Raw genomic sequence first — 15321 nt, 5'->3', positions numbered from 1 at the left:
CAACTGCACCCAAAGATTTGAGGTGACGAACCATCATGACCAGTTACGAGGCACTACCCCCCATTCCACCACCCCTACAAAATATCAGCCGCCGCAGCCTGCTGAAGGCAGCCGGGTTGGCCGGCGCCACTGCTCTGTCCCTGTCCGGCTGCGCAGCACTGGGCACTCAGCGCGAAAACGCCGTCGTTTTCGTGTCCGATGGCGGCGAATACCAGGCCGCCCAGCGCAAAGCCTGGCTCACTCCCTTCCAGCAACAGAACCCTGACCTTCGTCTTGTGGAAGACGTCCCCAAGAATTACGCGAAGCTGAAGGCCATGGTCACCAGCGGCAATGTGCAATGGGACCTGATGACAGCCACCGGGGACTTCGGATACGGCAGTGACCGGGCAGTTTTGCAGGACTGGACCGACTTGGGTCTCCCAACCAACCAGCTGTTTCCCCAGTACGTCCACGATTCCGTCGTCGGCCACACGATCTTCTCCAATGTCATCGCCTACCGCACCGACCGCATCAAGGGCCCAGGCCCGCAGAGCTGGGCGGACTTCTTCGACCTGGATAAGTTTCCCGGCAAGCGAGCCTTGCGCAACCTATCGAATGGGGCGGTTCTGGAAATCGCCCTGATCGCCGATGGCGTGGCGCCCGAGGACCTGTACCCGATCGACTTCAAGCGGGCCTTCGCCAAACTCGACACCATCCGGAAGCAGACTATTTTCTGGACCACAGGCGCCCAGTCAGCCCAACTCCTGGCCGACGGCGAAGTGTCCATGGCCCAAGTCTGGAACGGGCGCGTCTACAACCTGCAGAAAACCGGCGCCCCGATCGACATCCAGTGGAACCAGCATTTCATCCAGGCCGACACCTTGGTCATTCCCCGAGGAGCCAACGTCGAATACGCCGCGAAACTGGCCAAATACATGCTCTCAGCAGAAAACAACGCCAAACTCTCCCAGTACATCCCCTACGGGCCGACAAACCAGGAGTCCCTGGCGCTTGTGGACAAGAAAATGAAGGAGCACCTTCCAACGAGCCACCTGGACATCGGCATCAACCCAAACAATGAATGGCTCAACGCCAACCGTGCAGACGTCAGCTCACGGTGGCAGAAGTGGGTGACATCTGCATGATCGAGGAAATGACGCCCCCGACAAAAACCTTGCCTGCGCCTTCCCGACGGTCGCCTTCGCGGTCCCCCTGGACTGCACTGATCTGGCCCGGCCTGGTATTTATGGCACTGCTTTTCATCCTCCCGTTCATTCAAACAGCAGTGCGGGCCCTCACGGACCCAGGTCCCCAGAACTTTGCCATCTTCTTCACCGATCCGGTCTACTCCCGTTCGCTGATCACAACATTCGTCACGGCACTTTTCGTGGCGGTTGTCGCACTCGCCATCGCCTACCCCTACGCCTACATCATGTACGCCGCTCCCAAGGCGATGACGGCGGTGATGATGGTCCTGGTCCTCCTGCCGTTCTTCACAAGCCTGCTCGTACGGACCTACGCCTGGACGGTGTGGCTGCAGGAGACAGGGATCATCAACTCGGCACTCCTGAACTTGGGAGTCATCGAGGAACCGCTCCAGCTGATGCGCAACACCCTCGGAGTCACCATCGGCATGACGCACGCACTGCTTCCTTTCATGGTCTTCCCGATCTATTCATCGATGCTGCGGATCCAACCAGACCTGGTCCCGGCAGCCCGCACCCTGGGTGCGACGCCCGCCTTGGCCTTCCGGACCGTGTTCCTGCCCCTGTCACTTCCCGGCGTCATGTCAGGATTCCTGATCGTTTTCGTGATGTCTCTGGGCTACTACGTGACCCCGGCACTGCTGGGATCACCCAGGGATTCGATGATGTCCGAGCTCGTTGTCAACCAGATCGAGCAGCAGATCCAATTCGGAACCGGCAGCGCGATCGGAATCGTATTGCTCGTGCTGACCCTCGCAATCCTCTTCGCGGGTACCCGAATCATCAGCTTCAAAGACATTGTCACGGGAGGCCGGCCATGACCAGAAACATCCCCCTGGGGCTGAAAATTTTTGGAGGCGTCGTCGGCATGCTGCTGATCATGCCAACCCTCGTGGTCATCCCCATGTCGTTCTCCGCCAGCCCCTTGCTCAAATTCCCGCCCGAGGGATTCAGCCTGCACTGGTACGGCGTCTTCTTCACCGATCCGCTCTGGAGTTCCGCGGCGCTGCGCAGCATCCAGATCGCGGCACTGACCACCGTGTTGTCACTCCTCCTGGGCACGGGCACGGCCCTGGCCATGATCCGCGGCCGCTTCCGGGGCAAGTCCCCGATCCAGGTGCTCATCCTCAGCCCCATCATCATGCCCATCGTGGTGCTGGCGGTCGGACTCTACTTCGTCTACAGCGATTGGAAGATCCTGGGATCCGTTGGCGGGCTGGTCCTGGCCCACACAGTTATCGCCTACCCGCTGGTCTACATCTCGCTGTCCACCGCCCTCAAAGCCTTGGACAGCAAGCTGGAAGACGCCTCGGCCAGCCTTGGCGCCTCGAAGGCCTACACCTTCCGACGCATCACCCTACCGCTCATCACACCCGGCCTGCTCACCGGAGCACTGTTCGCCTTCACGATGAGCTGGGATGAACTAATCCTCTCCATTTTCCTCACCGGCCCCACAGTCAAGACCCTCCCCGTGGTCATGTGGGACCAAGTACAGACCGAACTGTCCCCAACACTGGCCGTCGCCGCGACCATAGTCATGCTCGTCACCATCGTGCTGATCATGTGCGCACTACTGATCGGCACGCGCAGGAAGGCACTGAAACCATGACACAAACACAGCTCCGGCAGCCCCTCACCATGACCGCCACCGGCGGGGAACTGCGCATTGCAAACGTGCGCAAATCCTACGGAAACAGCCGCGGCGTCGAATCCGTCTCCATCGACGTCAGGCCCGGTGAGTTCCTGACGATGCTCGGACCGTCAGGATCGGGCAAGACCACTACCCTGAACCTGGTGGCCGGCTTCCTCGACCCGGACGAGGGCTCCATCACCTTGGACGGCAAGGAACTCTCCGGTGTCCCGCCACACCTACGCGGAATCGGCATGGTCTTCCAGCAATACGCCTTGTTCCCCCACATGACCATCGAGGAAAACGTGGACTACCCACTCAGGGTAAGGAAGATCCACCGGGCCGAACGGAAAAGCCTCGTGGCGGCAGCACTGGAACTGGTGCAACTCACAGACTACGCGAAGCGCAAACCCTCCGAACTCTCCGGCGGCCAGCAACAGCGCGTCGCCCTGGCACGTGCCTTCGTCTTCAAGCCCCGTCTTCTGCTGATGGACGAGCCCCTCGGCGCGCTGGACAAGAAACTGCGCGAAGCGATGCAGATCGAAATAACCCGAATCTGCAGGGAACTCGGCGCGACGGTCGTCTACGTCACCCACGACCAGGAAGAAGCCCTGGCCATGAGTGACCGCATCGCCATCTACAACGCCGGCCGGATCGAACAGCTCGGCACAGCCGAAGACCTCTACAAACGCCCCGAAACACTGTTCGTGGCCGACTTCGTGGGCGAATCCACCGTGATCAAGGGCAGCTACGCAAAGGGCGCCTTGGTCCACCACGGCCGAAGCCTCTCCACCCAAGGCGCCCACGGCTCAGTCGCCGAGGGATCCGCGGCCGCCGTCGTAATCCGCCCGGAAGACCTGACGGTCGTACCCGCGACCCAAACTGCCGCGATTCCGGAGGCCCTCAACACCCTAGAGGCAACTGTCACCAAATGCGTCTATCTCGGCCAGTCCCGGAAATGCCTGCTCACAACGGCCACCGGCCTGGTCATCAATGCCAGGATCCCCTTGCATGCCCCACCCGAGCTCTTCAATCCCGGGGACAGCGCGACCGTCACATGGGACCCTGCAAACTCGGTGCTCGTCCCCTCCGACTAGTTCCCAAGAACACCCAATTCCCAACCAAATTCCCTATCGAACAAGGAGAAAAGCAAGCATGACTACCAAACCCGTCGTCACGTTCGACTGCTATCGAACACTGGTTGACTTCGACCTCAACCGCGCCACCCTGCCCATAATCAAGGACCGGCTGGACTTGGTCGGCGTCGATCACGAGGAATTCCTGGATAACCTCCGCGTCATGCGGTTCCAAGGTGTCGCAAACCCGTACCAGCGCTACACAGACATCGTGAAGCAGACCCTGGAGACCTGCATGCTCCTGCACGGGGTGCCATTCAAGGATGAGGACCATGAGCAGCTCATGGAGGAAGCCAAGAAATTCGCCGCATTCCCGGAGGTGCCGGAAGCGTTGGAGCGGCTCAAGGCCGGCGGTTATGAAATCGCTATCATCACCAACAGCGACAACGACCTGATTCCCTACCATGTCGCCAACATCGGCGTGGAGTTCGATTATGTCGTGACCGCCGAGCAGGCCGGCGCCTACAAGCCCCGGGAGCAGGCGTTCGAATACCTCTTTAGCGTGCTCCCGCAGAAGATGGACCAGATCACTCACGCTGCCCAGGGCTGGGAGTACGACATCATGCCGACCAAGAAGTACGGCATCCGGCGCGTGTGGATCAACCGCTACAACCGCAAGGGCAGTGATTTTTACCAGCCGTACGACGAGCTGCCCGACCTGTCCGGACTGCCCGCACTGCTGGGCGTCTGAACGTTTGAGTATGGCTGTCCCTAACGCCGCAGTGCCTGCTGCGGCTCAGGGTCATGGTCCCTCCGGACCTCCACCGGTCTTAGTCCGGTTGAGGTCCGGAGGGCGGCCGTATGCTGGACCGTATTGCGAGCGAGTGCCTCGACTGGCAAGCTGCACTTTTGGACCTGGTGCTCGTATCGGTCGCTGCCGGTCATGGCAGTGAATAAGTGAATATGGCAGGCGTGTCCGGGGTTTCGATATTGATCGAAATATCAATGGCATGCTGAAGAGCGGAAGGGGAAGACGCCATGAGCCTTATCAACGGCACGGTCACGTTCCAACGGAAAGTGACCGCCGATCTCATCGCGGAATATTTGCGTGCCCGGATCCTCGACGGGACCTTCGCTCCGTCAACGAGTATCAATGAGGTCCAGCTGGCCGCGCAGCTCGAGATCAGCCGCGGACCGGTCCGTGAAGCAGTTCAACGGCTGGTGCAGGAGGGGTTGCTCGTCAGCACACGCAACCGCGGGACATCAGTGGTGGAGCTTGGGCCCGAGGACATCGAGGACGTCTACACGGCTCGCGCCGCCATTGAACGGGAAGCAGGCCGGCTCGTGCTCCAGGGTGACACGACCGAGCTGACCGGACAGCTTGATGCGCTCCTGGCCCGCATGTTCCACGCTTTGGAAAACGACAAGTGGCAGGACGTTGCCACGGCGGACCTGAAATTCCATCAAACCATCGTGCAGGCAACAGGCAGCCCCAGGCTGGAAAGAATGTTCTCGACGCTGGCCGCCGAAACGCTTCTCTGCCTACGGGAATTCCAGAACGTGTTTGAACGGAAGGAGACCATCCTGGAACAGCACCGGCGGCTCCGTGACTTTATCCAGGCCCGGGACGAGGACGGCTATCTCGCCGAAATTGAGTGGCACCTCAAGAACTCTGTCGTGACGCTGGAAGCCGCACGTAAACAGCGCGACTCCTGATCCGGCCGCCGAACGGCCGGATCTCAGACACACCCGGCCTACTTTCCGCTGCCTGGGCAATTGGCCGCACCCTAGGTGCCTTTGGTGGCCCTCCAAGAGGCCATCCCATTCCGTGCTGGTGTCGCATCACCACGGAAATGAGCCCGTCGGTCCCGCATCGGCGGGCTTTCTTCGCGCCACGCCCACGGCGAATCCTGAAAACAGTCAACCGCAGAACGCTCACCTTGCGGGTGGTCACATTTCCTTGGAACCGGGACACTCGTGGTGCGGCTAGTTCTCACAAGTCCGGCTTCCCACAAGCTTTGCTGCCCTATGCCAGGGCTGGTTCCCAGATGTCTTGGTTCTGAAGGACGTACTCAGCAGCAGCACGTCAGTGCTCGCCGTGGCCATTGATATACACATCTGCCCAAGGCCGGAGACCGGTCTCGTGCGACGTGTCGGTGAGGGTGTGGACAGTGCGCCGTTTCTTGTGGTTGGCCGATGCGGTCAGGCTTGCTTTGTGGTCAGCCATGCACTGACGCGGCCCATGGCCAGGGGGCCGGAGGTGGAGGCGACGTCCTGAACCAGATCGGCGATCGAGATAGCGCGCAGCGCTTCTCGCCAGGCCGTGTCCGCTTCGATCATGACGCGGGCGATGGGGCAGGGAGCTGTGCAGGACTCGGGCGGGGTGGCCAGCGGGCCCCGCTGGCGGATTTCCGTGCAGGTGAACGCCCGGCCAGGGCCATCGACCGCTTCGACCACATCGAGCACCGTAATCGAGGCGGGTTCCCGGGTGAGTATGTAGCCACCCGCTTTGCCCTCGGCTGAGCGCACGAGCCCGGCCCGGGATAGCGCCTGCAACTGTTTGGCCAGATAGCTCGACGAGACGTCGTGCAGTTCGGCCAGCTTGGCCGAGGAGATGGGCTCCTCGACCGACGTGAGCACAACGCAGCAATGTAGGGCCCACTCGACTCCGCCTGACATCTTCACTTGACTACTCTAAATCAGACCCCTTGACTCGGACAAGAAGTGTCCATGTATAGTTACTAGGACAGAATGTGTCCGAGTTTCACATATGCCACCAAGACGGTTCATATGCCAGAGAGCGGACATCCTCCCAACGAAAGGCATGTCATGAAGTTCGCAGTCATCGGCGGCACCGGGCTGATCGGGTCCCAGGTCGTCAAGAATCTGAACGCCGCGGGACACCAGGCGGTCCCTCACTCGCAGTCCACCGGCATCGATGTCATCAGCGGCCAGGGACTGGATGAGGCGGTGGCGGGAGCCGACGTCGTCATCAACCTGACGAATTCCCCGACCTTCGACGAAGCCTCCCCGGCCTTCTTCCAGACCTCGATGGACAACCTTCTGGCCGCGGCCCAGAAGGCGGGCGTCGGCCACTTCGTCATCCTCTCGATTGTCGGCACCGACCAGGTGCCGGAACTGGATTACTACCGGGCCAAGCTGCTCCAGGAGGACATCCTCGCAGCCGGGCCAATCCGCTACTCAATCGTCCGGGCGACGCAGTTCATGGAGTTCATCGACCCTGTCCTATCCTGGACCGCCGACGGCGACACCGTCCGGTTGCCCGCCACGCCGATCCAGCCGATCGCCTCCAAGGACGTGGCCGGTGCGGTGGCGGAGGTCGCCGCGGGCGATCCACTCAATGGCATTCGCAACATCGCCGGCCCCGAGATCTTCACCCTGGACGAGCTGGGCCGGATCACCCTGTCCCACACGGGTGACAAGCGGACCATCATCACCGACCCCACCGCCGGCATGTTCGCCGTTGTCAAGGGCGACGTCCTCACCGACAAGGACGCTCACCTCGCCCCCACCCGCTACGCCGACTGGCTCTCCTGACTCGCTCCGCCGGAGAGGGCCAAGCCCTGGTCCGTCGTGGATGATGGCAAGAATCCGACACGGCGGCCAGGGCGACCTGTGCCAGACAACAGCCAGATCGCACAGAAGACATTGGCGATCGTCTGACCCTAATGTCACAGAACTCGCGGCAAGGACGTCTTGAACCCCACAAGATGGGCAAGACAGCCGCGGTCACCCAGACGCAGACCGTTCATTTCGCCACTTCGTAGCAAGGGCGTCGATCGTGGGCTTGTTGACGTCCAGAATCTCTGCGACTTGATCAATGGTCAGGAACTTCGAGAACCGGTGTGACGGAGTGGCCCGCATTGCTTCATCGTCTTCGGCCGCTGTGCCATGGCTTCATCGTCCTCTTTCTGGTGTTCCACTTCCTTAGAACCGGGACACTCGGTGAGCATCCGTGCATGGATGCATATTTGCAGGCTGACTAGAGTCTCCTGTGTGGAGCATTTTGCATGACGCGCACGCGTCGCTGAGGAACAACGGCCCGTTGCCGGTTTGGCCGCAGGTGGCTGAAACATTGCCCTGTTTCCTCGATCAAAGGCCCACCCAATGCTTATCCGCCCTTTGCCGCTCAAGACGAGCAGCCAATTCTCGACCTAACTCTTGCTACCTTCGAGCCCTTTTATGAGGAATCCTTCCGCCCGTTGATGGGCGAGGTAATCTTCGCCGTCCAGCATTCTGACTGGCGTGAAAACTATGCCAAAGAAGTACCCTCTTACATCAGCCCGAAGCCGGCAAATACGTCGATGTCGCCGAAATCGACGGGGCCGTCGCAGGATACGTCAGCTGGCAGGTCAACGTCGGCAGGGAGCATGGGGCGATCAGTATCTTGCGGTAGCCACACACCAGCGTCGTGTACAGCTAGGCCGTCATCTGTGCGAGCACGCCATGGCCAGGATGCAGACGCTCGGCGCCAGAATCGTAGAGATCAGTACGCCGGTCCCGCTCGGGCAGGGTCATCTCGGTGCGCAGCCGTCCGAGTTTCGGTCAGCATGAGGGCCTGGGCAGGTATGTGCCTCGGCTCGGAGCCCGAGCACGTACACCCCAGGCAGAGCAGGAACGACCCCGTGTACGGCCGCCCCTCTGAATGCTTGGGTGCGGGGGTCGCTTCCCCGGCCACCCGGCAGGCTAACTGCCGGCAGGAGGCCCGGCCTCTGGCGGGGCCTCCTGAGTGTCTTGGCTCACGCGTCTGCCCGGTAGTTCACGTGAACGGTGGCCGGAGGTGGTGCTTGGAGCATTTCCGGCGTGATGCCATGTATCTCGGCTAATTTCTCACGGAGCCATTCATCGAAGGGGTCTTCGGAGTTGGCGACGATGCTGAAGGCCTTCCCAATGTCATTGCCTTCCTGGAAGATGCAGGCGAAATCCCCCTGCGGCGTGGCCATGTGGCTGACGACCTCCCGGGAAATGCCCATCCTTTGCCGGGATTGCTGATATTGATCGCGCCGGGGCCCCTGGGTCTCTGCGGCGAGCCGCTTGAAGGCTTCCAGTTTGCCGGGGAGGATGGGTGCAAACCATGTTAGGGATTCCATGACAGTTTCTCGTTTCACGTTGTGTCGGAGATGGGGCGCCATCCCCGGCCTGTAACAGGCAGAATCCTAGTCCCGCGCGGGGCGTCCCCCAACCCTTTACCGGGAAGGCCGTCTCTTCAGTCCGCGTCCCCTTCAGGAGAGGCAAGGGCCACGCGGCGACCGACCCGCCAGGATCGTCGCTGTGCGTAGCGGGACACATAGTCCGGCAGGAAATCCAGCATCGAGTACCGTCGCAGGCGGAGCAAGGGCTAAGACCGTCGTTGCCCAGCTGGGAAGCAGCCGCTTACTTGGAGCAGACATGCCGAGCACCGGCGGACCGACGTCCACCAGCAGCAACCGAACAGGAATCCCAGCCGCGACAGTGTGCGTGCATTATCGGGAGCGTAAGGAGGTCGTTGAAAACGCGGAACTCCGCGGCAGATAGTAGTCAGGCCAGCGGCCGGCAGGGTCCCCGGACCTGCCCGGCGGCGAGGTGCAGGCCCAGGTAGGCGCAGTACATCAGGGCGAAGGCGAACACCCATGAACGAGATAAAGCGGCGTACCGCTCATATCCACTGGTGCCGGGCTCACCCCATTCAACGCCGGCTGTGGCAATGACAAGAACCAGCCAGCCAAGGGAGGCCGCGCTGTGAAGTGCTCCCCTTTTTCCCTAGCGGAGGAAACCTCTACTGTATGTCCGGTTTGATCGGGGGGACAGTGGTCCCAGGCAGGCCTACAGGGACCCGCCCACGGACGGGGTACGGAGACAGCAGCACGGTCTTTGTTCCGGGGTTTTCATAGGGTCCACCAGTGACACTGGGAGTGGCCGGCGATGGCTTGAGCCCTCTGAGACCGGAGCTTATCCCCCCACCCGTCGCCGGCCACCAAGGCTCTACCGACCCAGAGCGGATGGCTGCAGGCGATGACGAAGACGTCTCCGCAGCTCAGAGCAAAGCATGTCCATGAAGCCAAAGGCGGGACTGCCCCCGGTTTTGTTGCCTCTGCACGGTAACGGTCGCTATCGACTTCTATGATCCAGAGCATCGAACGAGTCCGCACCGGTCAACATCCCGCCGACCACACAGCCGGTCTTCCGGTCGCGTGGGCGAGTCGACACCCAACTGCTCGACGAGAAGGTCGTACAGCCCAGCTGTCGTAACTTCGATTCTCCCGCCCAGCAAGGGCATTCCCGTTCTACGCGACGCTCACCCCCACCGACGTCACCGGTGGATCAGGTTCTGAGCTGCGCGCCGCCCGAAGGCCGAGCACGATGAGCCAAGCGAGCAGGCTCAGCTTGAATGATCCGGCCAGGAAGCTCAGGTCAGCGAAGATCCCCGACGATGCGGCAGCGAATCCGAGCACGCCGGTGAACACGCCCCAATAGCCGAACCATGCTGGTGCATCCAAGTCGCGCAGGAATCCCATTCCTGCCATAAGCGCGCTGAGCCCCAACACACCGAAGGCGAGCACCGACGAGGACGAGGCCACAGCCCAGAGTGCGTCGCCAGCGGCACTGTCCGATCCGCCCGAAGCGGCCATCGGCCGGATGATGCCGTCCTGGAGGCAGATCGCGAACAGGTTCTCCACTAGATGGATCGTGGCCGCCAGCGCCAGCTCGCCTGCGCCGACGGCGACCAGCGCCGAGCGGTGACCGTACCGAGCCACCAGCCACCAGGAGAATCCGGCGAGGATGACCATTGCCAGAATGAGGACCCAAGCTCCCGCAATGGCGCGATCGATGCTCACTACCCGTTCGGCCAGATCCGCCGCAGAGTGGTGGGCTTCGGGCATCTCCGCTCCGGTGAACCGGAGAGCGAGGCCGACAATAGCCGCGGCAGCGAAGCCGATTGCGGTGAGGCCGCCCCAACGCGCGACCCCTGCGGACGTCATGCCCGCATGTTACGGCAGCCCCCGCGACCGACACCAGATTCGGATCATCGAACTGGGCCGGATCGCATGAGAGGCTTTCATCTTATGAGGTGTCTCGCTGATCCGGGGCGGTGAAGGCTGCTGCCGGGGGTCGATGGCTGGCCCTGGTCAGCTGTTCCGAATGGATCGTTTCCCCTCCGATTTAGAGCGGCACTGCCCTGGTCGGACCTCCGGTGCAGCTCCCATTGAAGGGTGTCAGAGACTCTGGGATTCAGCCCTCACACTCAATGCAGTAGGCGTGACCGTCTTTCTCCCTTGCCACCTGGGAACGGTGGCGGACCAGGAAGCAGGCGTAGCAAGTGAACTCGTCGTCGCCTTGTGGAACGACCTGGACGACCAGTTCCTCGGCCACAAATTCTCCGCCGGGGATTCCGACACTGTCCATGTCATCCGCTTCGTCAAGCTCGCGCACGACACTGCGCGCATCGGGTGCGCTTGCTGACTTGAGCGCCTCCAGAGAATCGTTCTGCGATTCCTTGACTTCTGTTCGGAGCTCGTCGTAATCAGTTGCCACTGAGGTATGCATCTCTTTCTTAGCAGGGGTTGTCGTCCGACGTGCAACGTACACCATGCCGACATAATTCCCCAGCGGCAAGCCTTCCTAAAGCACCTGCTTCGCCAAGCCGTTTTTCACTCGTCGTCCCCACGGCCTGGGTGCGTAGGATGTGCCCATGACGGCGCCGCAGGTCTATATCAGTTGCCCCGGAACAGCGTGTGAAGCAGTTCGCTTCTATGCCGACGTTTTCGGCGGTGAGTTTTCCTTGCACACCTATGAGGACTTCAGCCGCAGCGACGGACCACCTGAGGCCTTAGCTCATGGAGTTCTGGACGGCACAGTCGCTTTGGCCGGATCGGATGCGGCAGCAGGCGAGAAGAGCGTCCGGCTCGAAGGCATCATGCTCTCGTTGCTGGGGACAGCCGAACCGGCAGTTCTGCACGAGTGGTTCGATAGGCTCGCGATCGGCGGCCGGGTAGTTGACCCGCTGTCCCCGAAGCCTTTGGGTGCTTCTGATGGGCAGGTCATCGACCGTCACGGGCTTCACTGGCTCATTGGATATGAGCCTGCGTCCGAGGGTCAGTGAGACAGGATGTAGCGGCGTTACCTCTCCAGGTCACCTTCCCCGTACGCCTCATGGGTTGCCCACTTGTATGCGGACTGGGAGCAAGGTCCATCAAGCGGGATGCCCAGAGCACTGCCCACCGGCTTCTGGGTTCTCAAGGGTTTCCACCCCGGGCTGGTCTGGAGGCGATCCGCAATGGACTTGAGTTCAGCAATGATCTGATTGCTCTTCCACGACGTCCAGCTTAGATAACAGTGAGAGACAGAGCCATGCCAGCCAGCACAGCGAGCCATACTTTGCGGCCCCTGCTCATTCTCTTCCTGCTCCCCACGGCATACCTCGCTGGTTGGTGAAGCTGGGAATCCACCCCGCCACCGCGCTGGACTGGTTCACCGCCCGTCTCGGCCTTCGCCACCTACCATCCCGGGCCGGGGGCATGACCGTCCTGCTGCTCAGGAGGCCGGCAGCGCCTACTGAGTCAGCTGACGCGGCGATAGCGGACGTGCGTGGCCAGCGGCGAGTGAAGCACCTCAGCTGGCTCGAAGCCAAAGGATTCAACCCCGTCGAAGATCCCCTCTCCCGAACCGAGCAGCACCGGTGCGATGTCGAGGGTGAGCTCGTCGATCACGCCGGCCATCAGCGCCTGTCGGACGGTCGAAGCGCCACCGGCGATGTCCACGCCCTTGTTGCCGGCAACCTGGCACGCTGCGGAGTAGGCCGCGTCGAAACCCTCGGTGACAAAGTGGAAGGTCGTTCCGCCGTCCATCTGGATCGGGTCATGTCCGTGATGGGTCAGCACGAACACCGGCGCGTGGTACGGCGGCTCGGCACCCCACCACCCGGTCCATTCCTCATCCCAGTCCCCGCGGATCGGGCCGAACATGTTCCGACCCATCACATACGCGCCCCGCGGACGCATGAGCCAGTCATTCGCGACCTTGTCGGCATCGTTGGCCCGCGGGTCACCGATGTGCCAGCCGTGCAGCTCCAGCCCCTGCTTGCCCAAGGGATTTTCGAGGCTTTGGTCCGGCCCGGCGACGAAGCCATCCAGCGAGATCGACATGTGGCAGGTCGTGTCCGGCACCGCGAACCTCCTGAGTAATGGCGACCTGCATGCGGTCGCGTGGGCGATCTGGCGATCGTAGCACCTCACTCGCGCACTTGGGCCAGCCTTGGCCAGAAAACGGCCAGCACCTGGCCCGCGTCACGCGCATGGCCCACTCACCGCCCACGAGTGGGTAAATTCTGGTCAAGACCAGCCACATGTGGGCCCGCAAGAAGAGCTGCGGGCGGCGCGGGACGTCTGCGGCGATCCACTCAGCTGCGCCCAGGCCGCTTTTAAACTAAGAGCCGCGGCGCCAAGTACGGCGACCACGGCTTCGCCCGCACCCACCCAGGTCCACACCAACTTTGTCCTGCTGTCGGGACTGCCCCGGCTTTTGTTGACTCGGGGTCTTAGGGTGCTGTGAGCGCGGTCCGGTTGATTGCTTCATATTCGATGGGCGTGAGTTTCCCCAGCCGTCTTTGCCGTCGCCGGCGATGGTAGGTCCCGTTCGACCCAGGTCGTGATGGCCAGCCGGAGTTCCTGTCCGGTGAGCCAGCGCTGACGGTCCAGAACGTTCTTCTGCAGCAGCGAGAAGAACGACTCCATCGCGGCGTTGTCTTAAGGCGTTTTAAGTACTTCGGAACGTCTACGTTGCAGTCGCCGTCGATGACCTCGGCTTGCCCTGCGGGTGCCAGGGTTCGTATGACCTTTTTCAAGCGATGCGGCAGCTCTGGCATCCAGTTCGAAAAAAGCCCGATGGGAGAAACCCGGAGACAGACGCAGGGCGCATTCCGCTGAGCCGAGGAACTGACGTTCAGTGTCCCGGTTTTCGTTTCTGGTGCCGCCGGCAAACAGATCAAAGTAGACCTTGGTGGACGACTTCTGGCTCGCCCGCACGAAATGGGCAAGATAGCCACCTAACGCGTCGAGTTTGACTTCGGTCCAGCCGCCCCAGCGTTACCGCCAGCCACTTGCCGAATTAAGCAAAAGGCCCTGGTTCCCTTTATTTCAAGGGAACCAGGGCCTCGCTAGCTGGCGGTGACGGTGGGATTTGAACCCACGTTGGCTTTGACACCAAACAACATTTCGAGTGTTGCACCTTCGGCCGCTCGGACACGTCACCAACCTGTATAGGGTACCGGAGCATGGCCCCCATCCCCAAAACGGCTCCTGCAGACCAGCCGCCAGCGCGTAGAACCCGCGCATCGAAGACGCATGGAAGAGTGGCCACGGCGGGTGTCCTCTTCCGCCCGCCCGCGGACGGGCACTAGATTCATAAGCAAGATGACTACTTTCGAGCACGCGGTGGAAGCAACCGCATATTGGACCACCGGCCCTGACCAGGGCGGGCTCCGCACCGAGGAGCTGCGCCGACCGGACGCCGGCGAGGCGCTGGTCCGCACGCTGTTTTCGGGCATCAGCAAGGGCACGGAACTTGTGGTGCATCATGCATCCGTTCCGCCCTGCGTCGCCGAACAGATGCGCGCCCCGTACCAGGAGGGTTCCTTTCCCTCGCCGGTGAAGTTCGGCTACCTTTCCGTGGGCATCGTGGAGGAAGGACCGGACGATTGGCCTGGCCAAACAGTCTTCTGTCTCCATCCGCACCAGGACCGGTACGTTGTTCCGGTCTCGGCACTGACGCGCGTTCCCGACGGCGTCCCTCCCCGCCGCGCGGTGCTTACCGGAACAGTGGAAACCGCCGTCAACGCCCTGTGGGAGGCGGGACCAAGGCTGGGTGACCGCATTGCGGTGATCGGCGCGGGGCTGGTGGGCGGCATGGTGGCCACGCTGCTCCGCACGTTTCCGCTGGAAAGACTCCAGCTCGTCGACCTTGACCCCGGCCGCAAGGATCTCGCCGACGCCCTGGGCGTGGACTTCGCCCTCCCGGATGGGGCCCTGCCGGACTGCGACATCGTCTTCCACTGCTCCGCCTCGCAGGGCGGGCTGGAACGCAGTCTCAAGCTCGTCGGTGACGAAGGCGAAATCATTGAGATGTCCTGGTACGCGGACCGGCCCGTCACGGTCCCGCTGGGGGAGGACTTCCATGCCCGCAGGCTGTCCCTCCGCGCGAGCCAGGTGGGAGCGGTCGCACGCGCCCGGCGCCACCGCCGCACCAATTCCGACCGCTTGAAAACGGCCGTGTCGCTGCTCAAGGACCCCGTGTTTGACGCCTTCCTGACCGGCACCTCCGCATTCAAAGAACTGCCCGACGTCGTCCGGCGGCTTTCGGATGGCACCCTCGAGGCGCTGTGCCATGTCATCGACTACACCCCTGAGAGTCCGTCAACAGAAACCAAGAGGTAACC

15 protein-coding genes, 1 tRNA gene and 1 pseudogene are annotated in these 15321 nt (G+C 62.0%); 9 read left to right on the top strand and 8 right to left on the bottom strand.

Annotated features, from left to right (window positions below; translation table 11 throughout):
* Positions 1 to 35: 35 nt before the first annotated feature.
* The 6 genes from J7E80_RS07305 to J7E80_RS07280 all read left to right on the top strand — a co-directional run bounded on the left by J7E80_RS07305 (position 36) and on the right by J7E80_RS07280 (position 5606).
* Entirely contained in the window at positions 36 to 1124 is a 1089-nt protein-coding gene (locus J7E80_RS07305; RefSeq protein ID WP_215050813.1) for an ABC transporter substrate-binding protein, read from the top strand.
* Positions 1125 to 1225: 101 nt separating this feature from the next.
* On the top strand, positions 1226 to 2005 hold the full coding sequence (locus J7E80_RS07300; RefSeq protein ID WP_215050812.1) for an ABC transporter permease: 780 nt from the start codon (positions 1226 to 1228) through the stop codon (positions 2003 to 2005).
* Positions 2002 to 2793 carry an ABC transporter permease gene (locus J7E80_RS07295; RefSeq protein ID WP_215050811.1) on the top strand — a complete coding sequence of 264 codons (792 nt, stop codon included), beginning with the start codon at positions 2002 to 2004 and terminating at the stop codon, positions 2791 to 2793. The genes J7E80_RS07300 and J7E80_RS07295 overlap by 4 nt, the downstream gene beginning before the upstream one ends.
* Positions 2790 to 3911: an ABC transporter ATP-binding protein gene (locus tag J7E80_RS07290; RefSeq protein ID WP_215050810.1), complete on the top strand. Its 1122-nt coding sequence runs from the start codon at positions 2790 to 2792 to the stop codon at positions 3909 to 3911. The genes J7E80_RS07295 and J7E80_RS07290 overlap by 4 nt, the downstream gene beginning before the upstream one ends.
* 58 nt (positions 3912 to 3969) lie before the next feature.
* Complete coding sequence (locus J7E80_RS07285; protein WP_215050809.1) at positions 3970 to 4641, top strand: haloacid dehalogenase type II; 672 nt, start codon at positions 3970 to 3972, stop codon at positions 4639 to 4641.
* 287 nt (positions 4642 to 4928) lie between these two features.
* On the top strand, positions 4929 to 5606 hold the full coding sequence (locus J7E80_RS07280) for a GntR family transcriptional regulator (protein ID WP_215050808.1): 678 nt from the start codon (positions 4929 to 4931) through the stop codon (positions 5604 to 5606).
* A gap of 370 nt (positions 5607 to 5976) precedes the next feature.
* Here J7E80_RS07280 and J7E80_RS07275 read toward each other — a convergent pair whose 3' ends face one another.
* Both J7E80_RS07275 and J7E80_RS07270 read right to left on the bottom strand, forming a co-directional pair.
* Entirely contained in the window at positions 5977 to 6117 is a 141-nt protein-coding gene (locus J7E80_RS07275) for a hypothetical protein (RefSeq protein WP_215050807.1), read from the bottom strand.
* Entirely contained in the window at positions 6093 to 6569 is a 477-nt protein-coding gene (locus J7E80_RS07270) for an Rrf2 family transcriptional regulator (RefSeq protein ID WP_215050874.1), read from the bottom strand. The genes J7E80_RS07275 and J7E80_RS07270 overlap by 25 nt, the downstream gene beginning before the upstream one ends.
* A gap of 150 nt (positions 6570 to 6719) precedes the next feature.
* On the opposite strand from J7E80_RS07270, the gene J7E80_RS07265 reads away from it, so the two are divergent.
* Complete coding sequence (locus J7E80_RS07265; RefSeq protein WP_215050806.1) at positions 6720 to 7448, top strand: SDR family oxidoreductase; 729 nt, start codon at positions 6720 to 6722, stop codon at positions 7446 to 7448.
* 1202 nt (positions 7449 to 8650) lie between these two features.
* Here J7E80_RS07265 and J7E80_RS07260 read toward each other — a convergent pair.
* The 3 genes from J7E80_RS07260 to J7E80_RS07250 all read right to left on the bottom strand — a co-directional run bounded on the left by J7E80_RS07260 (position 8651) and on the right by J7E80_RS07250 (position 11423).
* The gene (locus J7E80_RS07260; protein ID WP_215050805.1) at positions 8651 to 9001 is read right to left on the bottom strand and encodes a hypothetical protein; all 351 of its coding nucleotides are present in this window, start codon (positions 8999 to 9001) and stop codon (positions 8651 to 8653) included.
* A 1173-nt stretch (positions 9002 to 10174) separates the two neighbouring features.
* Positions 10175 to 10870, bottom strand: coding sequence for a hypothetical protein (locus tag J7E80_RS07255; protein ID WP_215050804.1), 696 nt, complete (start codon positions 10868 to 10870; stop codon positions 10175 to 10177).
* Between the two features lie 250 nt (positions 10871 to 11120).
* Positions 11121 to 11423 (bottom strand): DUF4193 domain-containing protein, encoded by a 303-nt coding sequence (locus tag J7E80_RS07250; RefSeq protein ID WP_215050873.1) that lies wholly within the window; start codon positions 11421 to 11423, stop codon positions 11121 to 11123.
* A gap of 157 nt (positions 11424 to 11580) precedes the next feature.
* Here J7E80_RS07250 and J7E80_RS07245 point away from each other — a divergent pair, with 157 nt between their 5' ends.
* Positions 11581 to 11991, top strand: a complete 411-nt coding sequence (locus J7E80_RS07245; protein WP_215050803.1) for a VOC family protein — start codon at positions 11581 to 11583, stop codon at positions 11989 to 11991.
* Between the two features lie 457 nt (positions 11992 to 12448).
* Here the strand turns inward: J7E80_RS07245 and J7E80_RS07240 are convergent, their stop codons facing one another.
* The 3 genes and pseudogenes from J7E80_RS07240 to J7E80_RS07230 form a co-directional block, all read right to left on the bottom strand.
* Positions 12449 to 13054, bottom strand: coding sequence for a dihydrofolate reductase family protein (locus tag J7E80_RS07240; protein ID WP_311380776.1), 606 nt, complete (start codon positions 13052 to 13054; stop codon positions 12449 to 12451).
* A gap of 371 nt (positions 13055 to 13425) precedes the next feature.
* Positions 13426 to 13633: pseudogene (locus J7E80_RS07235) on the bottom strand (IS3 family transposase); the annotation flags it as partial.
* A gap of 415 nt (positions 13634 to 14048) precedes the next feature.
* Positions 14049 to 14138: transfer RNA gene (locus J7E80_RS07230), tRNA-Ser, on the bottom strand.
* A 161-nt stretch (positions 14139 to 14299) separates the two neighbouring features.
* Here J7E80_RS07230 and J7E80_RS07225 point away from each other — a divergent pair.
* Complete coding sequence (locus J7E80_RS07225; protein WP_215050802.1) at positions 14300 to 15319, top strand: zinc-binding alcohol dehydrogenase; 1020 nt, start codon at positions 14300 to 14302, stop codon at positions 15317 to 15319.
* Positions 15320 to 15321: the final 2 nt, after the last annotated feature.

The organism is Arthrobacter sp. ISL-28 (assembly GCF_018613875.1).
Lineage (GTDB): Bacteria > Actinomycetota > Actinomycetes > Actinomycetales > Micrococcaceae > Arthrobacter.
Note: the sequence above shows the minus strand (reverse complement) of the source record. Positions and strands in the feature narration are given on the sequence as shown.